Raw genomic sequence first — 18,238 nt, forward strand, 5'->3', positions numbered from 1 at the left:
CTCGCGGAGAGCGGGCAGCCGGGTGCGGGCCATGAAATAATAGTTTAACGAGAATGATAGTCGATATAATCCCGCGATAGGCTTCGCCTATGCATCTTTTGTGAAAGGCCCGCATGTCCACCACGTTTGGCCCGGCGGAAGCCCAGGTCTATATCCACAAATTGCTCACGGTGATGCATCATCAGGGCGGTTCTGACCTGTTCATCTCGGCTGATTTTCCGCCGAGCATGAAATACCAGGGCGCCATGAAAGCCCTCAGCCAGCAGCGCCTGAGCGGCGAAGTCACGCGCGCGCTCGCGATGTCGCTGATGAACGACCGGCAGCGCGCCGAGTTCGAAAAAGAGATGGAGTGTAACTTTGCGATCTCGCTGCCGAACGTGTGCCGCTTCCGCGTGAATGTCTACGTGCAGCAGCAAAGCGTCGGCATGGTGGTGCGCACCATCTCGTCCGAGATCCCCAATTTCGAAAAGCTCGACCTGCCCGAGGTGCTCAAGGACGTCGTGATGACCAAACGCGGCCTGGTGCTGGTGGTGGGTGGCACGGGCTCGGGCAAGTCGACCACGCTGGCGGCGATGATCGACTATCGCAACAACAATTCGGCCGGTCACATCATCACGGTGGAAGACCCGGTGGAGTATGTCCACAAGAACAAGCAGTGCCTGATCACGCACCGCGAAGTCGGCGTCGACACGCTGTCGTGGCACAACGCGCTGAAGAACACGCTGCGCCAGGCGCCCGACGTGATCCTGATCGGCGAGATCCGCGACACCGAAACGATGGAGCACGCCATTGCCTTTGCCGAAACGGGCCACCTGTGCCTGGGCACGCTGCACGCGAACAATGCCAACCAGACGATGGACCGGATCATCAACTTCTTCCCTGAAGAACGGCGCAACCAGCTGTTGATGGATCTGTCGTCGAATTTGCGCGCCATCGTCTCGCAGCGCCTGGTGCGTACCGAGGACGGCAAGGGGCGCAAGGCGGCCATCGAAATCCTGCTCAACACGCCGACGATCGCCGAGATGATCCTGAAAGGGAACTTCCAGAGCATCAAGGAGATCATGCACAAGTCGCGCGAGCTGGGCATGTGCACGTTCGACCAGGCCTTGTTCGAGCTGTACAACAAGGGCTTCATCAGCTACGACGAAGCGATCCGCAATGCCGATTCGGCCAATGGCCTGCGCCTGCAGGTGAAATTGTCGGGCGAGCGCAAGGAGCCCGGGCAGCCTTCCGGCGCGGCGCGGCCATCGGAGTTGTCGATGGCGATCGAGGAAGAGCCTGACGACGAAACGCCCAAACATTGAACCTGATTATCCATGCCAACTTTTGAAAACAAACTTTGCTCGCGCGCCGACCTGGCTGCGCGGATTGCCGCCCTGCCGAAACCGGTGGTGCTCACCAACGGCGTGTTCGACATCCTGCACCGCGGCCACGTGACGTACCTGGCGCAGGCGCGCGAACTGGGCGCCTCGCTCGTGGTGGCGGTGAACACCGACGCCTCGGTCAAGCGGCTGGGCAAGGGCGACGATCGGCCGCACAACACGCTGGCCGATCGCATGGCGGTGCTGGGCGCGCTGGAATCGGTCAGCCTGGTGGTGGAATTCGACGAACAGACGGCGCTCGAAGTGGTCCAGGAAGGCCGGCCCGACATCTATGCCAAGGGCGGCGACTACGTGATGGACCAGATTCCCGAAGGGCAGGCCGTGCTGGCGTATGGCGGCCGCGCGGTGGCGATCGATTTCGAGCATGACCGCTCGACCACCAAGCTGGTGGCGCGGATCAGGGGCTGACCGGCATGGCGACGCTTCCTGCGATGCCGGCACTGGCCGGCCTGTATCCAAAGGCGCCGGACGGCATCGTCAATCTGGAGCACGGCTACTTTGGCGCGATGGCGCAGCCGGTGCAGGCGGCGCTGGTCGAGGCGATCGATTACCTCAATACGCACCTGAGCCCGTTTCTGCGGGGCGAGCTCGCGGTGCAGCATGGCGCGGTGTTGTGCGCCCGGCTGGCACAGCTGATCAACGCCGAGCCGCACGAGATATTGCTCACGCGCAGCGCGAGCGAATCGATGCAGGTCTTGATCGGCCAGTACCACCGGCTGGCGCCGGGTGACGGCGTCTTGTGGAGCAACCTGGATTATCCGGCGATGCGCTATGCGATGGCGTGGCTGGAGGCGCGGCGCGGCGTGGTGCCGACCGAACTGCAACTGAGCCTGCCCATATCCGGCGACGCGCTGCTGGAACAGTATGCGACGGCGATCCGCGATACGCCGGGTCTGAAGCTGATCCTGCTGTCGCAGGTGTTCCCGGCCAATGGCCAGTCGGTGCCTGTGCGCGAAATCGTCGCGCTGGCGCGGGCGCGCGGCGTTGACGTGCTGGTCGACAGTGCGCATGCGCTGGGCCAGCTGGACGTCGATGTGCAGGCGATGGGCATCGACTTCGCGGGCTTTAATCTGCACAAGTGGATCGGCGCGCCGCCCGGGCTGGGCTTTGCCTATATCCGGGCGTCGCGCCTGGACCGGATCGAGCCGCACTTTGGCGACCGCGATTATCCGGCCAACGATATTCGCGGGCGGCTGCATGCGGGCATGCCGCCGATGAGCGCCATCATGGCCGCGCCGGTGGCACTCGACGTGCACGCGCAACTGGGCGGCACGGCGGCCAAGGGCGCGCGGCTGGCATGGTTGCGCAATGACTGGGTGCGGCGCGTGGCGGCGTTGCCTGGCTTGCGCTTGATGAGTCCGCTGGTGGGCGACACGGCGCTGGCGGCGTTCACGATCGACGGCATGAGCGCGCGCGACGTGCAGGCGGCGCTGATGGAGCGCTTTGGCGTGTTCACGGTGGCGCGGGCCGTGGGCGATGTCAGCGTGGTGCGGGCGACGGTGGCGCTGACGACCGAACCCCATGAGCTCGATCGCCTGGTGGAGGGATTGACGGTGTTGACCGGCGAAGCGGCGCGTTCATGATGGCCGGGCTGTCCATGCACACGCTGTCACCGATTCCGGCAGACCTGATCCATGGCGCGGTCGAGATCGAACATACCGATGCCGGCCTGTTGCCGCAGCGTTTGCCCGCCAGGGCGCTTGCGCAGTGCCCGGATGTGCAACTGGCACTGGCCGCGGCCCAGCCATCCGGCGTGCGCGTGGCGTTCCGGACGGCGGCAACCAGCGTCGAGTTGCTGGTACTGCCGACCAAGCGCCGCTACGGCAAGATGGCGCCGCGGCCGGATGGCATCTACGACCTGCTCGTCGACGGGCGCCTGATCCGGCAGGCCAGCGCGCCGGGCGGCAAACTCCTCGATATCGACATGCTCAGCGGCGCCACCAGCGTGCGGCCGGGCGAACCGCAACTGCTGCGGTTTTCCGAACTGCCGGCAGGAGACAAGACCGTTGAAATCTGGCTGCCGCACGACGAGACAACCGAGCTGGTGAGCATGCGCGCGGATGCACCGCTGGCGCCGATCGCGGCGACCGGACAGCGCCGCTGGCTGCATCACGGCAGCTCGATCAGCCAGGGCTCGAACGCGGTCCATCCGACCGGCATCTGGCCTGCGGTGGCAGCCAGCCTGGCCGGCGTCGATCTGCTCAATCTGGGCTTTGGCGGCAATGCGTTGCTCGACCCGTTCACGGCGCGCACGATCCGCGATCTGCCGGCCGACCTGATCAGCCTGAAGCTGGGCATCAACCTGGTGAACACGGATCTGATGCGCGTGCGGGCGTTTGGTCCGGCGGTGCACGGTTTTCTCGACACGATCCGCGAAGGGCGGCATCGAACGACCCCATTGCTGGTGATCTCGCCGACGTGGTGCCCGATCCATGAAACGACGGCGGGGCCGACCATGTTCGATGGCAAGGCGATGGAGCAGGGCAGGCTGCTGTTTCGGGCGATGGGCAATGATGCCGAGCGCCGCCAGGGCAAGCTCACGCTGGGCGTCATTCGTGAGCAATTGCAGAAGATCGTCGCGCAGCGGGCGGGGGCGGATCCGAATATTTATTACCTGGACGGCCGCGCGTTGTATGGCGCGGACGACAATGCGCGGCTGCCGTTGCCGGATGGATTGCATCCCGATGCGGCGACGCACCGGTTGATTGGCGAGCGGTTTCAAGCGCATGCATTTGTCGATAGTTTTTTTGCCGCAACAACGCCGAATAACAGCCGGTGTCAGGTCTGACATTCGGACACAAGCTCTACGGTCAGCCTGTTTTTTGTTATCGGCATGGCTGCGGTTTCTGGGCCGGTCTGCCGCGTATATCCATTCGAGCAGTCGAGGCCGTGTCTGAATGTCAGACCTGACACTCGGTGTTCAGCAGTCGAGGCCGTGTCTGAATGTCAGACCTGACACTCGCTGTTCTTGCTATCAGGCGCCGCCGGCGTAACCGTTCTGGCGCCAGGCTTCGTAGACAACGACGGCCACCGTATTCGACAGGTTCAGGCTGCGGTTATCGGGCCGCATCGGCAGGCGGATGCGCTGCGCTGGCGGGAAGGTCTCGCGCAGGGCGGGAGCGAGCCCGCGCGATTCCGGCCCGAACACGAACACGTCGCCCGGCTGGAAACTGGCGTTCGCAAAAGGCGCCGAGCCGTGCGTGGTCAGCGCGAACATGCGCGCCGGGTCGGGCTGGGTGTTTGCCAGAAAGGCATCCCAGTTCTTGTGCACCTTCATCGTGGCGTAGTCGTGGTAATCGAGCCCGGCGCGGCGCATCTTGGCGTCGTCCAGCGGAAAGCCAAGCGGCTCGATCAGGTGCAGTTGCACGCCGGCGTTGGCGCATAAACGGATCACATTGCCGGTATTCGGCGGGATTTCTGGTTCGACCAGGACGACGTGGAACAACGTGCTTCTCCTTGATGATGCTCATGCATGTGGCGGGGTGCGCGCGAAGACGATGTTCGTCACGCGCGCGGCGCCCGCCTGTTTCAATACTGCGGCAATTTCTTCCAAGGTGTGGCCGCTCGACATGACATCGTCGACCACGCCGATATGTCGGCCACGTACGTCGAACGTACTATCCACGCCAAACGCGCCGCGCACATTCTTGCGCCGTTCGCCCGGCGCGGCGCCCGATTGCGGCGCCGTGTCGCGCAGCCGCTCCAGTAGTTGCGGCGCCACCGGCAGACCGAGCGCACGGGCCAGCGGGCGCGCGACTTCCAGCGCCTGGTTGTAGCCGCGCTCGATCAGGCGCGTCGGCCCCAGCGGCACCGGGCACAGCACGTCGGGCAAGGCCGACGCGTCTTGCGCGATGACCGTTTGCAGCACGCGCGCCATCCACGGCGCCAGCGCCAGTTGCGCGCCGAATTTCAGCTGCAGCACCAGGCCGTCGAGCGGCGCCGCGTAATCGCAGGCGACCCAGGTGGCATCAAAACCCGGTGCATGCGCAAGGCAGGCGCCGCAATGGCGCATGCTGTCGAGCGCGCCGGTGGGGTTGGCGCAGCAGGGGCAGCGCGGCGTTTGCAACACATACGCCCGTTCGCAATCGGCGCACACCGCCGCCTGTGCATGGCCGCCGCACAGCGCGCAGCAGGACGGCAGCAGCGCACCCAGCAGGGACTGCAAGATGCGCGTCGGCAGCGGGCGAAGGTCCAGCATCGGCTCGGCGTCCCACAAACGGTTAAACTGACCACATTATCTCATCACGCACTCGATCCCATGGCATCTCCTCAATCCCCGTCCAAGCTGAGCGCTCCTATCGACTTGTCGCGTGTGCGCAACCTGTTTGCGCGGCCCGAACGCATTGTCTCGTCGGATTTCCTGCGCCGCGAAATCGCCGCGCGCATGCATGAACGCCTGAGCCTGGTGAAGATCATCCCGAAGCAGGTGCTCGATGCCGGCTGCGGCCCCGGCGGCGACCTGGCGCTGCTGCAAAAGACGTATCCATCGGCCCAGATCCTCGGCCTGGACGGCGCCGGGGCCATGGCGCGCGCGGCGAAAAAGCCGGGCGCCTCGGGCTCGCTCAATCAATTACTGAGCCGGCTGATGCCGGCCAAGGCGGGCGTCGACATCCTGTGCGGTGACTATGGCAACCTGCCTCTGGGGCCGAACTCGGTCGACTTGCTGTGGTCGAACCTGGCGCTGCACTGGCATCCGCTGCCCGACCGTGTGTTCGCGGAATGGCGCCGCGTGCTGCGCGTTGAAGGTCTGCTGATGTTTTCCAGCTTCGGCCCCGACACGTTCACCGAATTGCGCACGGCATTCGCGGCGCTGGACACGTACCCGCACACGCTGCCGTTCGTCGACATGCACGATTTTGGCGACCAACTGGTTGAAGCGGGTTTTTCGACGCCGGTGATGGACATGGAGCGCATCACGGTCACCTACGACACGCCCCAGGCACTGCTGCGCGACGTGCGGGCGCTGGGCGGCAACCCACTTGAATCGCGCCGCCGTGGGCTGATCGGGCGTGCGGCCTGGGGGCGAATGCTCGATGCGCTCGAGGCGCAGCGCCTGCCCGATGGCAAGCTGGGTCTCACGTTCGAAGTGATCTACGGCCACGCGTTTCGCCCGGCGCCGCGCACGACGACCGCCGGCGAATCGATCGTCCGCTTCCAGCCGAGGAAGCCGTAAGCCAGGCAATGTGCATGGCGCGATTGCCGGCCCCCCGATATTCCTTGAATAAAAATTAGTGCTTTAGATATAATCAATTGCTATTTTTTACGTCTGACCGATAGAATCGCTTAAAAAAGCGGCATCGAGAAACGCGAAACAGAAAAAGAATTGCAGCAGTCGCAGAGATGCCCGGCCCGGCATCGGTTCTCTGCGGCCAGCACGGAGCGGCGTCGTTCGTTCGTGGAATGGCTGACCGTTTAAAAATAATTCTTATTTTTTGGGTGGTTGGGGACATACATGACATATGCAACGCGACTTCTGGCCGTGCTGTACGGCTGCGCCGCACTTGCCGGCGCCGCGCCGGCGTGGGCCCAGCAGCAGGCGCCGCAACTGACCGGCCGGCCTCTGGAACACCAGCTCAATATGCAGGCCCCGGTTACCGCCGTGGGCGCCGACATCTACGGCCTGCATACCTGGATGATGATCGTCTGCCTGGTCATCTTCGTGGCCGTGTTCGGCGTGATGTTCTATTCGGTCTTCAAGCACCGCAAATCGCTCGGCCACAAGCCGGCCACCTTCCACGAATCCACCGCCGTTGAAATCGCCTGGACGATCGTGCCGTTCCTGATCGTCATCGGCATGGCGCTGCCGGCCACCAAGACCGTCGTGGCCATGAAGGACACCTCGAATGCCGACCTGACCATCAAGGCCACTGGCATGCAGTGGAAGTGGGGCTACGATTACCTGAAAGGCGAGGGCGAGGGCATTGCGTTCCTGTCGAACCTGGCCACGCCGCGCTCGCAGATCGGCGCGCCCGGCGTGGCGCCGACCGAGGCGCGCACCGCCAATTACCTGCTCGAAGTCGATAACGAGATGGTGGTCCCGGTCAACAAGAAAATCCGCATGGTGTTCACCGCCAACGACGTGATCCACGCCTGGACGGTGCCGGCGTTCGCGATCAAGCAGGATGCGATTCCCGGCTTCGTGCGCGACGGCTGGTTCAGGGCCGAACAGATCGGCGTGTATCGCGGGAACTGCGTCGAGCTGTGCGGCAAGGACCATGCGTTCATGCCGATCGTGGTGCGCGTGGTGTCCGATGCCGACTACACGGCCTGGGTCGCGGGCAAGAAGAAAGAAATGGCCGCGCTGGCCGACGATCCGACCAAGGTCTGGACCATCGACGAACTGAAAACCCGTGGCGAAGCGGTGTACACCGCCAACTGCGTGGCCTGCCACCAGGTCAATGGCAAGGGCATCCCGGCGGCGTTCGCGGCGCTGGACGGCTCGCCGAATGTCCTGGGCAACAAGGCGCACCAGATCGACATCCTGCTGCACGGCCAGAAGAGCGGCAGGTTCCCGACCGCGATGCCGCCCTGGCCGCAATTGTCCGACACCGAGATCGCCGCCGTGATCACCTATACCCGCAATTCCTGGTCGAACAAGGCTGCGGAAAATATCGTCCAGCCGGCCGAAGTGTTGGCCGCACGCAAATAACGCACGCAAATAACGCACGCACAGAGTCAGGGGTAACGCCATGAGCACCACGACGATCGACCACACCGGGCACGGCAATGAGCAGGGCAATGAGCACGGCCACGCGCACGATGAACACCATGAACATCCGCACGGCTGGCGCCGCTGGGTGTACGCCACCAACCACAAGGACATCGGCAGCCTGTACCTGTGGTTCTCGTTCATCATGCTGCTCTCGGGCGGCGTGCTGGCGCTGATGATCCGCGCCGAGCTGTTCCAGCCGGGCCTGCAGTTCACCGAGCCGCAATTCTTCAACCAGCTCACGACCATGCACGGCCTGATCATGGTGTTCGGCGCGATCATGCCGGCCTTTGTGGGCTTCGCCAACTGGATGCTGCCGCTGCAGGTCGGGGCGTCGGACATGGCCTTTGCGCGCATGAACAACTTCTCGTTCTGGCTGCTGCCGCCGGCCGCGCTTTTGCTTGCAACGTCATTTTTGGTGCCTGGCGGCGCCACCGCAGCCGGCTGGACGCTGTACGCGCCGCTGTCGACGCAGATGGGCCTGGGCATGGATATGGCGATTTTCGCGATGCACATCATGGGCGCCTCGTCGATCATGGGGTCGATCAACATCATCGTCACCATCCTCAATATGCGCGCGCCCGGCATGACGTTGATGAAGATGCCGATGTTCTGCTGGACCTGGCTGATCACCGCATATTTGCTCATCGCCGTGATGCCGGTGCTGGCCGGGGCCATCACCATGACGCTGACCGACCGCCACTTCGGCACCTCGTTCTTCAACGCCGCCGGCGGGGGCGATCCGGTGATGTACCAGCACATCTTCTGGTTCTTCGGCCATCCCGAGGTCTACATCATGATTCTGCCGGCATTCGGCATCGTCTCGCAGATCATTCCGGCATTTGCGCGCAAGCCGTTGTTTGGTTACGCGTCGATGGTCTACGCCACGGCGTCGATCGCCATCCTGTCGTTCGTCGTCTGGGCCCACCACATGTTCACCACCGGCATGCCGGTGACGTCGCAGCTGTTCTTCATGTACGCGACGATGCTCATTTCCGTGCCCACCGGCGTGAAGGTGTTCAACTGGGTCGCCACCATGTGGAAGGGCTCGATGACGTTCGAGACGCCGATGCTGTTTGCGGTCGGCTTCATCTTTGTGTTCACCATCGGCGGCTTCACCGGCCTGATCCTGGCGGTGACGCCGATCGACATCCAGGTGCACGACACGTATTACGTGGTTGCCCACTTCCATTACGTGCTGGTGGCCGGCTCGCTGTTCGCGCTGTTCGCCGGCTTCTATTACTGGGCGCCGAAGTGGACCGGGCATATGTATCCCGAAACACGCGGCAAGATCCACTTCTGGCTCTCGCTCATCACCTTCAACGTCACGTTCTTCCCGATGCACTTTTTGGGCCTGGCCGGCATGCCGCGCCGCTATGCCGATTACGCAGTGCAGTTCACCGACTTCAATATGATCGTCTCCATTGGCGCGTTCGGGTTCGGGTTCAGCCAGGTGTACTTCCTGTTCGCGGTGGTGCTGCCGACGATCCGCGGCGGCGTCAAGGCGCCCGCGAAACCGTGGGAAGGCGCCGAGGGCCTGGAGTGGACCGTGCCGAGCCCGGCGCCGTTCCACACCTTCGAAACGCCGCCGCTGGTGAAATAAGGTGAACGACATGACGCAGCCGCGCAAACCCAATAACCTGAGAACCGCGCTGTGGCTGGCCGGCCTGGCGCTATTCTTCTTCATCAGCGTGTTCGTCAAGTTCACGCTATTGCGCTGATATGGCCACCAGCGTCAAACTGCTGCGCCTGAACCGCCGCACCCTTGGCAAGCTGGTGGTGGTGGCGATCATGATGTTCGGCTTCGGTTACGCGCTGGTGCCCGTGTACCGGCAGATTTGCGAAGTCCTGGGCATCAATGTGCTCACGCAGAAGGATGGTTTTGTCGCGGCGCCGACCAATACCCAGGTGGACAAGTCGCGCACGATCACCATCGAGCTCGATGGCAATTCGCAAGGCCCGTGGCGCTTCCGGCCGACCACGCGCAGCATCGACGTGCATCCGGGCGAACTGGCCACCGTCATGTACGAGGTGGTCAACACGCAGGGCAGGGCGGTGAAAGCGCAGGCGATTCCCAGTTATGCGCCGCAATCGGCCACGCCGCATTTCATGAAGGTGGAGTGCTTCTGTTTCCAGGAGCAGACGCTTGCCGCGAATGAAGCGCGCCAGATGCCGGTGGTGTTCTTCATCGACCCCAAATTGCCGCGCGAAGTAAAGAACATCACGCTGTCGTACACGTTCTTTGAAATCGGCGGGGCGTTCAAGGCCGCGGCGGGGCCGAAAGCAGGCGATGGAACCGGATAAACCCTACCTGCGCAAAGGAAGTTTTTTGGCCACCATGAAGGCGGTACTGTGGTCGTTCTTCGGGGTGCGCAAGCGCGCCGATTACGAGAACGATGCGGCCAGTCTCAATCCGGTCTACGTGATCGTCGCCGGCTTGATCGGGGGCGCGGTGTTCATCGGCCTGATCATGGTGGCAGTGAGTTTCGCGGTGTCTTAGCAGGATGAATCGAGGTGGCGTCGATCAAGGCTTGCGCCCCCTGCACGTCGTTCCCGCGGAGGCGGGAACCCAAGCTTGCACGCGTACCACCAACGTTTAGCCCTGTGGCTGTGCAACCTACTTGGGTTCCCGCCTCCGTGGGAACGACGGTGCGAAGTAAGCAGTACTTTCCCCAGCGGCTCAGTGCAGGGAAGGACAGGACTAGTTCGACGCAATAATCATCAGCATCGAGGAGATAAATATGAGTTCGTCACAACCAGCGTCGTCCCAATCGGCCGCGCCGTATTACTTCGTTCCCGGCCCCTCACGCTGGCCTTTGCTGGCTGGCCTGTCGATGCTGGTGACGATGGCCGGCGCGTCCGGCTGGGTCAACGGCATGTCGTTCGGGGCGCCCGTGTGCCTCACCGGCATTGTCGCCATGCTGGTCGTGCTGTACTTCTGGTTCGGCGAGGCGATCGGCGAATCCGAAGCGGGGCTGTACGGCAAGCGCATCGACCTGTCGTTCCGCTGGTCGATGGGCTGGTTTATTTTCTCTGAGGTGATGTTCTTCGGCGCCTTCTTTGGCGCGCTGTTCTATGCGCGCGTGATTTCGATGCCATGGCTGGGCGACCTCGACCACCAGATCCTGTGGCCCGATTTTTCGGCGCATTGGGGCAATACCGGCCCGGCCGGCATCGTCGAGGGTTTCCGCACCATGGGCCCTTTCCCGATCCCGACCGTCAACACCGCGCTGCTGCTCACGTCGGGCGTGACGCTGACGATTTCACACCACGCGCTGCGCGCCGGGCATCGCGCCAAGACGGCGTTCTGGCTGGCCGCGACGATTTTGCTGGGCGCCGTGTTCATGGGCTTCCAGGTGTACGAGTACATGCACGCGTACCAGGACCTGAACCTCAAGCTCACGTCGGGCATCTACGGTTCGACCTTCTTCATGCTGACGGGGTTCCACGGTTTTCACGTGACGATGGGGGCGATCATGTTGTCGGTAATCCTGTACCGCGTGCTGCGCGGGCATTTCACGGCGGATCACCATTTCGGGTTCGAAGGCGCCGCGTGGTACTGGCACTTCGTCGACGTGGTGTGGCTGGGCCTGTACGTGGTGGTGTACTGGTTGTGACGGTCAGCGCAGGCCGGTGGGTGCAATCCACCCCAGTTGATGCGCTGCCAGCAAACACAGGAACAGCGCGATCGACAAGCCCACCCGCAGCGCCAGCGCATTGACGGTGCGGTTGGTGCGCCCCTTGTCGCGCATCATGAAGAACAGGGCCGACGCCAGGCTGGCCAGGATCAGGACGAAGGCGATGGCAACGAAGATTTTCATGATGGACCCGCGAAAGGTTGAGAATTCATTGTAATGCGCTTCGCCTTCCGATTTCGCCCCATCGCCCTGATTGCAGCGCTGATTGTGGCCCTCGTCGGCATCTTGCTCGGCAACTGGCAGCAAGACCGCGCCGCGTACAAGATTGCGCTGCAGGCGCGCCAGCTGGCCCGCGCAGCCGCGCCGCCGTTCGCCCTGAACCCCACCACCGCCACCACGCCAGACCTTGAATTTCGCCGCGTGCACGTGCAGGGTGAGTTCGTCGCGAGCTGGCCCGTCCTGCTCGCCAATCGCCCGCGCGGAAGCCAGTCCGGGTTCTATCTTGCAATGCCGTTTAAAATAGCGGGTTCCGACAGGCACGTGCTGGTGCTGCGCGGCTGGTTGCCGCGTGATGCCCAGTTCGACAAGCTGCCGGCGTTTGCCACGCCAGCCGGGCCGGTGACGCTCGAAGGACGCATCATCCTGTCCGCCGGCAAGGTGATGGAACTGGGCGACGGCCCGCCGCTGGCACCGGGCGTGGCGTTGCAGAACGTGACGCCCCAAGCCCTGGCGCAGGCGAGCGGCTTGCCGCTGCTGCCGTTCCTGGTGCAGCAGACGCTGCCGGCCACGCCGGCCGATGTCATGGCGCGCGACTGGCCGGCGCCCGAGGCAGGCATCGACAAACACCGCGGCTACGCCTTCCAGTGGTATGCACTGGCGGCACTGGCCCTTCTTTTTTATGTGATGACGGGATTTCGACGTGGCTCAAGAACAAATCGCTGACCCTGACACCGCGCGCCGCCGCGGCCGTATGAAGCTGCTGCTGGTGCTGCTGATCTGCGCCGCGCCGCTGATCGTGTCGTACATAACCTTCTACATCGTCAAGCCGACCGACCGCACCAATTACGGCACCATCCTCGATGCGCGCACGCTGCCGATCCCGCAGATGGCCACGACCACGCTCGATGGCCAGCCGCGCACGCTGGACGATTTGAAGGGCAAGTGGGTCATGCTGCGCACCGGCGGCGGCCAGTGCGGGGACGAATGCCTGCGCCAGCTGTACGCGATGCGCCAGTGGCGCACGATGCAGGGCAAGAACATGGACCGCATGGAACGCGTGTGGCTGATCACGGATGCCGAGCCGCTCGACACCGTCACCATGCGCGAATACGACGGCATGGAATTGTTGCGCGCGCCGGCCGCAACGGTGACCAAGTGGCTGCCGACCGAGCCGGGCCGCGCCCCGAGCGACCACATCTACCTGATCGACCCGCTGGGCAACCTCATGATGCGCTTCCCGTACCAGCCCGAACCGGGCCGCGTTTATAAAGACATTGCCAAGCTGCTCAAGGCCTCGGCCATCGGCTAAATCAAGTCACTCGTAAAGAATCGCATGGATCTGTCTTCACTGATACACCTTGGCCTGATGGGCCTGCTCGTAGCCAGCCTGCCGCTGGCAATCGTCTGGATGTCGTCCGACGCCAATAAATACCGCAAGCTGGTATGGGTGATGGTGTTTCTCACGTTCGACCTGATCGTGTTCGGCGGCTTCACGCGCCTGACCGATTCGGGCCTGGGGTGCCCGGACTGGCCGGGCTGCTACGGCGAAGCCAATCCGTTCCTGGCGCACGAGCAGATCGCCGCCGCCGAAGCGGCCATGCCCACCGGCCCGGTCACGGTGGCCAAGGCCTGGATCGAGATGATCCACCGCTACCTGGCGATGGGCATCGGCGCGCTGATCCTGGCGCTGCTATTTACGTCCATAAAACAATGGCGCCGCACGCACGATGCCGTGTTCCAGCCGGCCATGCCGATTGCCTTGCTGGCGTCCGTGCTGGTACAGGGCGCGTTCGGCGCCTGGACCGTCACACTCAAGCTGCAACCGGTGATCGTCACCATCCACCTGTTGCTGGGCATGATGCTGCTGGCGATGCTGGCCTGGATGGGCTCGCGCGAAGACGCGCTGCTCAAGCCGCCGGCGCCGCTGCACAGGGTGGCAACTGGGCCGGGCCTGGTGGCGCGCCTGCGCGGCTTGCGCTGGTTGTCGTTGATCGCTGCCGTCGTGCTCACCGTGCAGATCGCGCTTGGTGGGTGGGTAAGCACTAACTACGCAACCATGGCCTGCGATACCTTCCCGCTGTGCCAGGGCGCGCTGGTGCCCGAACTGGACTTCGAGCATGGTTTCCACCTGTGGCGCGAGCTGGGCAAGACGATGGAAGGGCACTATTTACCGTTCTCGGCGCTGGTGGCGATCCACTGGGTGCACCGCGCCTTCGCCCTGGCCGTCGTGCTGGTGCTGGGCCTGGCGATCTGGCGCGCCTGGCGCCTGCCCGAGCTGGGCAAGACCGCCCGCCTGCTGGCACTGGTGATGACGACGCAGCTGTTCACCGGCATCGCGACCGTGTATTTCAGCTTCCCGCTGGCGATTGCCGTCATGCATAACGCCGGGGCGGCGCTGCTGGTGTTGTTGGTGACCATGTTAAACTACCGGGTGAAGTTCCAACTCGACGCGGCCCGCGCACTCCCAGCGCCTGAACCCGCCGCGTCCGCAAGCACCCATTGATGACAACCCAGACAGCCATCCCCAAGCCCCAAAGCCGGTTCTCGCAATACTGGACCCTGACCAAGCCGCGCGTGACGAAGCTGGCCGTGTTCTGCGCCGTGATCGGGATGTTCCTTGCCACCGACGGTTTTCCCGGCTGGCAAACGCTGATCGCCGGCACGGTCGGCATCTGGCTGCTGGCTGCCGCCGCATTCGCCGTCAATTGCCTGGTCGAGGCGCGCGTCGACGCGCGCATGACCCGCACCGCGCGCCGCGCCACTGCCTCGGGCGAGCTGAGCACGACGCAGACCGTGGTCTTCTCGTCGGTCATCGGCGGCCTGGGCATGCTGGTGCTGTACACGCTCGTCAATCCGCTGACCATGTGGCTCACCTTCGTCACGTTCGTCGGCTACGCCTTCATCTATACGCTGCTGCTCAAGCCGAACACGTCGCAGAACATCGTCATCGGCGGCCTGTCGGGCGCGATGCCGCCGGCGCTGGGCTGGGCGGCGGTGGCGAATGACGTGCCGATGGAAGCCTGGCTGCTGGTGTTGATCATCTTCATGTGGACCCCGCCGCATTTCTGGGTACTGGCCATGTACCGCCGCGAAGACTACGCGCGCTCGGGCCTGCCGATGCTGCCGATCACGCACGGCATGAAGTTCACCGGCCTGCAGGTCTGGCTGTACACGATTGGCCTGGCCGCGACCACCTTGCTGCCGTTCGCGGTCGGCATGAGCGGCCTGATCTACCTGGCGGCGGCGGTGCCGCTCAACGCGGTCTTCCTGCGTCACTCGTGGCGCGTGCACCGCAACTACAGCGACGCGCAGGCGCGCAAGACGTTCACCTGGTCGATCGTCTACCTGTCGCTGCTGTTCGCGGCGCTGCTGGTCGACCATTACTTCAAATTCTGATGACGGGTTCCGACATGAAACGACTGCTGACCATAGCGGCGTTCTCGGCCGTGGCGTTGCTCGCCACCGGCTGCGACAAGCTGCGCGATAAAACGCCTGCCTTCCACAATACCGATGTGACGGGCGTCGACTACGCCAAGGGTTTCACCCTGACCGACCACACCGGCAAGGTGCGCACGCTGGCAGACTTCCGCGGCAAGATCGTCGTGATGTTCTTCGGCTATACGCAATGCCCGGACGTGTGCCCGACCACGATGGCCGAGATGGCGACCGTGCTCAAGGAGATGGGCCCGTCGGCCGATGAAGTGCAGGTGCTGTTCGTGACGGTCGACCCCGAGCGCGACACGCAGGAACTGCTGTCGCACTACGTGCCGGCATTCGACAAGCGCTTCATCGGCCTGTATGGTGACGCCGCCGCCACCGCCAAAGTGGCCAAGGAATTCAAGGTGTTCTACGCCAAGGCGCCGGGCGCCGACCCAGGCAGTTACACGGTCGACCATACGGCCGGCAGCTTCGTGTTCGACAAGCAGGGCCAGCTGCGCCTGTTCGTGCGCCACGGCCAGGGGCCGGGCCTGATCGCCCACGACCTGCGCCAACTGCTATGATGGTGTAAACACCACTTACCCGAGGCAGCATGGAGCAACGACCCGGCAGGAACTACACCCGTATCGCCATGGTCATCCTGCTCACGCTGGGCTGCCTGTATGTGCTGCGGCCCTTCCTGCCGGCGATCCTGTTTGCCGCCGCCGTCGCCATCTCGAGCTGGCCGCTGTACCTGCGGCTGCTCACGCGCCTGAATGGCCAGCGCACGATCGCGGCGCTGACCATGACGCTCACGCTCACGCTGCTGTTCATCATTCCGCTGTCGATGGTTGCCTACAACCTGGGCGACGACGTCGCGCGCGGCTTCGGCGAACTGCGCGTGCTGATCGAGCACCGCGAACTGGCGCCGCCCACCTGGTTGCGCGAGATCCCGCTGGTCGGGCCGTCCATTGAAACCTATCTGAACGACCTGATCGCCAGCCGCGAGCAGATGCTGGCGCTCGCGCAACGCATGCTGGAACCGGCACGCCACTGGCTCGTGAAAGGCGGGCTGATGCTTGGCACCGGCGTCGTGCAGATGAGCCTGGCCGCGTTCGTCAGCTTCTTCCTGTACCGCGACGGCAATGGCCTGCTGTCGATCATCGAGGTCACGATCCGCAAGGTGATGGGCGCGGGCGCCGAGTCGATCCAGGCCACCGTCAGCCAGACCGTGCGCGGCGTGATGTATGGCTTGCTGGGCACCGCGTTGGCGCAGGCCATCGTCGCCGCCATCGGCTTTGCCATTGCCGGCGTGCCGGCCGTGCCGCTGTTGTCGGTGCTGATTTTCCTGACGTCCTTGATTCCGTTCGGGCCGCCGCTGGTCTGGGGCGGGGCGGCGATCTGGTTGTTCGCCCATGGCGAGACCGGCTGGTCAATCTTCATGGCGATCTGGGGCGCGCTGTTGATCAGCGGGGTGGATAACGTGGTGCGGCCGATGCTGATCAGCCGCGGCAGCAGCCTGCCGTTCTTGCTCACGCTGCTGGGCGTGCTGGGCGGGCTGATCGCATTCGGGTTCATCGGGATGTTCATCGGGCCGGTGCTGCTGGCGGTGGGATATTCGCTAATGAGCGAGTGGACGGGCACCGAGGATCCGATCGTCAAGCATGACGAGGAACGTGTGATCGAGTAGGTTCAACGGATTTTTCCAGCTGGAACCGTAAGAGGGGGTCTCGACCTGCTGTGCTATCGTCGACAGCACATTCTCGTGAACCAACAAGGCGTCCTTTGAAGGCGCGTTTGCCGTGCGCAATCGCGCTGCGTTCGCCTGCTCGAAAGGAACCCAATGAACCGTTTTACCGATAAAACCATCCTCGTCACCGGTGCTGCCTCCGGCATCGGCCTGTCTGCCGCCCGCCGCTTTCTCGATGAAGGCGCCCGCGTGGTGATGCTCGATATCGACGAAGACAGCCTCAACGCAGTCGCCGCCAGTCTCCCCCAGGATCGCGTGCTGGTGCAGGTCGGCGACACCGCCGACAAGGCCACCGCCACCGCCGCAGTGAAGGCGGCCGTCGAGCGCTTCGGCGGACTCGATATCCTGATCAACAATGCCGGCATGGCGACCGAAGGCGACATCATGGCCACGAGCGAGCAAGACTTTGAACGCGTCATGGCCGTCAATGTCACCGGCTACTATCACATGGCCAAGGCGGCCATGCCTGAACTGGTGAAATCGCGCGGGTCGATCGTCATGACGTCGTCGGTGTCAGGCCTTGGCGGCGACTGGGAAATGTTCGCCTATAACACGTCCAAAGGCGCGGTCAGCAATATGGTGCGCGCGATGGCGATGGATGCGGCCAAGGATGGCGTGCGGGTGAATGCGGTCAATCCAAGCTTTACCAGGACCGGCATGACCGAAGACATGGTGGGCAATCCCGAACTGGTCGCCAAGTTCAACGAGCGCATGCCGCTGGGCGCGCCTGAAGATCCGGATGGCATTGCCGCCGCGATGGCATTTTTGGCGAGCGACGATGCGCGCCTGATCACGGGCGTGAATTTGCCGGTGGACGCCGGGTTAATGGCGTCCAACGGCCAGCCGCCGCAGTAGCATGGTGTCAGCCTGAAGCAGGCCAGCCGTGCGGCAAGTCGCGCCTAGCCGCCGCCGATACCGGCAATGACGTGGCCGGTGCCGCCGCACTGCTGACACTCCTTGCCATCGGCCAGCGTTCCACGCCCGGCGCAGGCATCGCAGATGGCGTCGCCGGTGCCGGGCGTGCCAGGCTCGGCATCGTCGCCTGGATTGAGGTCGTGCTCGGGATGTACGCTCATGATGGTCCCCTCATTAGTCAGTCGGTCGAATCGATTCTAGTGAGGTT

General features: G+C 63.8%; 22 protein-coding genes. 18 read left to right on the forward strand and 4 right to left on the reverse strand.

The features are described from left to right. The first annotated feature begins 113 nt into the window (after positions 1 to 113). Genes AB2N08_RS10215 through AB2N08_RS10230 form a run of 4 tightly spaced genes read left to right on the forward strand, consistent with a single transcriptional unit; the run spans position 114 to position 4,170 of the window. Positions 114 to 1,304, forward strand: coding sequence for a PilT/PilU family type 4a pilus ATPase (locus AB2N08_RS10215; RefSeq protein ID WP_367610530.1), 1,191 nt, complete (start codon positions 114 to 116; stop codon positions 1,302 to 1,304). Between the two features lie 12 nt (positions 1,305 to 1,316). After that, positions 1,317 to 1,790 carry an adenylyltransferase/cytidyltransferase family protein gene (locus AB2N08_RS10220; protein ID WP_367610531.1) on the forward strand — a complete coding sequence of 158 codons (474 nt, stop codon included), beginning with the start codon at positions 1,317 to 1,319 and terminating at the stop codon, positions 1,788 to 1,790. A 5-nt stretch (positions 1,791 to 1,795) separates the two neighbouring features. Continuing rightward, entirely contained in the window at positions 1,796 to 2,965 is a 1,170-nt protein-coding gene (locus AB2N08_RS10225; RefSeq protein WP_367610532.1) for an aminotransferase class V-fold PLP-dependent enzyme, read from the forward strand. Positions 2,966 to 2,979: 14 nt separating this feature from the next. After that, a complete protein-coding gene (locus AB2N08_RS10230) occupies positions 2,980 to 4,170 on the forward strand; it encodes a GDSL-type esterase/lipase family protein (protein WP_367610533.1) in 1,191 nt (396 codons plus the stop codon). Positions 4,171 to 4,356: 186 nt separating this feature from the next. Here AB2N08_RS10230 and trmL read toward each other — a convergent pair whose 3' ends face one another. Together trmL and AB2N08_RS10240 are read right to left on the reverse strand one after the other, a co-directional pair. Continuing rightward, positions 4,357 to 4,827: a tRNA (uridine(34)/cytosine(34)/5-carboxymethylaminomethyluridine(34)-2'-O)-methyltransferase TrmL gene (gene trmL / locus AB2N08_RS10235; RefSeq protein ID WP_367610534.1), complete on the reverse strand. Its 471-nt coding sequence runs from the start codon at positions 4,825 to 4,827 to the stop codon at positions 4,357 to 4,359. 21 nt (positions 4,828 to 4,848) lie between these two features. Continuing rightward, positions 4,849 to 5,580 carry a ComF family protein gene (locus AB2N08_RS10240; RefSeq protein ID WP_367610535.1) on the reverse strand — a complete coding sequence of 244 codons (732 nt, stop codon included), beginning with the start codon at positions 5,578 to 5,580 and terminating at the stop codon, positions 4,849 to 4,851. Positions 5,581 to 5,640: 60 nt separating this feature from the next. Between AB2N08_RS10240 and AB2N08_RS10245 the strand changes: the two genes are divergently transcribed. From AB2N08_RS10245 to AB2N08_RS10275, 7 genes are all read left to right on the forward strand, one after another. Beyond that, positions 5,641 to 6,555 (forward strand): methyltransferase domain-containing protein, encoded by a 915-nt coding sequence (locus AB2N08_RS10245; RefSeq protein WP_367610536.1) that lies wholly within the window; start codon positions 5,641 to 5,643, stop codon positions 6,553 to 6,555. 279 nt (positions 6,556 to 6,834) lie between these two features. Next, positions 6,835 to 8,031 carry a cytochrome c oxidase subunit II gene (coxB, locus tag AB2N08_RS10250; protein WP_367610537.1) on the forward strand — a complete coding sequence of 399 codons (1,197 nt, stop codon included), beginning with the start codon at positions 6,835 to 6,837 and terminating at the stop codon, positions 8,029 to 8,031. Between the two features lie 40 nt (positions 8,032 to 8,071). Next, on the forward strand, positions 8,072 to 9,694 hold the full coding sequence (ctaD, locus tag AB2N08_RS10255) for a cytochrome c oxidase subunit I (RefSeq protein WP_367610538.1): 1,623 nt from the start codon (positions 8,072 to 8,074) through the stop codon (positions 9,692 to 9,694). Positions 9,695 to 9,704: 10 nt separating this feature from the next. Then, a complete protein-coding gene (locus AB2N08_RS10260; protein ID WP_367610539.1) occupies positions 9,705 to 9,812 on the forward strand; it encodes a cytochrome oxidase small assembly protein in 108 nt (35 codons plus the stop codon). Between the two features lies 1 nt (position 9,813). Beyond that, positions 9,814 to 10,395 carry a cytochrome c oxidase assembly protein gene (locus AB2N08_RS10265; protein WP_367610540.1) on the forward strand — a complete coding sequence of 194 codons (582 nt, stop codon included), beginning with the start codon at positions 9,814 to 9,816 and terminating at the stop codon, positions 10,393 to 10,395. After that, positions 10,382 to 10,591, forward strand: coding sequence for a DUF2970 domain-containing protein (locus tag AB2N08_RS10270; RefSeq protein WP_367610541.1), 210 nt, complete (start codon positions 10,382 to 10,384; stop codon positions 10,589 to 10,591). Before AB2N08_RS10265 ends, AB2N08_RS10270 begins: the two co-directional genes overlap by 14 nt. 241 nt (positions 10,592 to 10,832) lie before the next feature. Then, positions 10,833 to 11,708 (forward strand): cytochrome c oxidase subunit 3, encoded by an 876-nt coding sequence (locus AB2N08_RS10275; RefSeq protein ID WP_367610542.1) that lies wholly within the window; start codon positions 10,833 to 10,835, stop codon positions 11,706 to 11,708. 3 nt (positions 11,709 to 11,711) lie between these two features. On the opposite strand, the gene AB2N08_RS10280 is transcribed toward AB2N08_RS10275, so the two are convergent. Further along, on the reverse strand, positions 11,712 to 11,912 hold the full coding sequence (locus tag AB2N08_RS10280) for a twin transmembrane helix small protein (protein WP_367610543.1): 201 nt from the start codon (positions 11,910 to 11,912) through the stop codon (positions 11,712 to 11,714). Between the two features lie 33 nt (positions 11,913 to 11,945). Between AB2N08_RS10280 and AB2N08_RS10285 the strand changes: the two genes are divergently transcribed. The 7 genes from AB2N08_RS10285 to AB2N08_RS10315 all read left to right on the forward strand — a co-directional run bounded on the left by AB2N08_RS10285 (position 11,946) and on the right by AB2N08_RS10315 (position 17,970). Continuing rightward, on the forward strand, positions 11,946 to 12,671 hold the full coding sequence (locus tag AB2N08_RS10285; RefSeq protein ID WP_367610544.1) for an SURF1 family protein: 726 nt from the start codon (positions 11,946 to 11,948) through the stop codon (positions 12,669 to 12,671). Positions 12,672 to 12,699: 28 nt separating this feature from the next. Then, on the forward strand, positions 12,700 to 13,257 hold the full coding sequence (locus tag AB2N08_RS10290; RefSeq protein WP_367610657.1) for an SCO family protein: 558 nt from the start codon (positions 12,700 to 12,702) through the stop codon (positions 13,255 to 13,257). 24 nt (positions 13,258 to 13,281) lie between these two features. After that, positions 13,282 to 14,451 (forward strand): COX15/CtaA family protein, encoded by a 1,170-nt coding sequence (locus AB2N08_RS10295; protein ID WP_367610545.1) that lies wholly within the window; start codon positions 13,282 to 13,284, stop codon positions 14,449 to 14,451. Continuing rightward, positions 14,451 to 15,344, forward strand: a complete 894-nt coding sequence (gene cyoE, locus AB2N08_RS10300) for a heme o synthase (RefSeq protein WP_367610546.1) — start codon at positions 14,451 to 14,453, stop codon at positions 15,342 to 15,344. Before AB2N08_RS10295 ends, cyoE begins: the two co-directional genes overlap by 1 nt. Before the next feature lie 14 nt (positions 15,345 to 15,358). Beyond that, a complete protein-coding gene (locus tag AB2N08_RS10305; protein ID WP_367610547.1) occupies positions 15,359 to 15,949 on the forward strand; it encodes an SCO family protein in 591 nt (196 codons plus the stop codon). 29 nt (positions 15,950 to 15,978) lie between these two features. Then, positions 15,979 to 17,055, forward strand: a complete 1,077-nt coding sequence (locus tag AB2N08_RS10310; RefSeq protein WP_367610548.1) for an AI-2E family transporter — start codon at positions 15,979 to 15,981, stop codon at positions 17,053 to 17,055. A gap of 153 nt (positions 17,056 to 17,208) precedes the next feature. Further along, positions 17,209 to 17,970 carry an SDR family NAD(P)-dependent oxidoreductase gene (locus AB2N08_RS10315; protein ID WP_367610549.1) on the forward strand — a complete coding sequence of 254 codons (762 nt, stop codon included), beginning with the start codon at positions 17,209 to 17,211 and terminating at the stop codon, positions 17,968 to 17,970. A 44-nt stretch (positions 17,971 to 18,014) separates the two neighbouring features. On the opposite strand, the gene AB2N08_RS10320 is transcribed toward AB2N08_RS10315, so the two are convergent. Next, complete coding sequence (locus AB2N08_RS10320) at positions 18,015 to 18,191, reverse strand: hypothetical protein (RefSeq protein ID WP_367610550.1); 177 nt, start codon at positions 18,189 to 18,191, stop codon at positions 18,015 to 18,017. Between the last annotated feature and the right edge of the window lie 47 nt (positions 18,192 to 18,238).

It is taken from the genome of Massilia aurea (assembly GCF_040790145.1).
Classification (GTDB): Bacteria; Pseudomonadota; Gammaproteobacteria; order Burkholderiales; family Burkholderiaceae_D; genus Telluria; species Telluria aurea_C.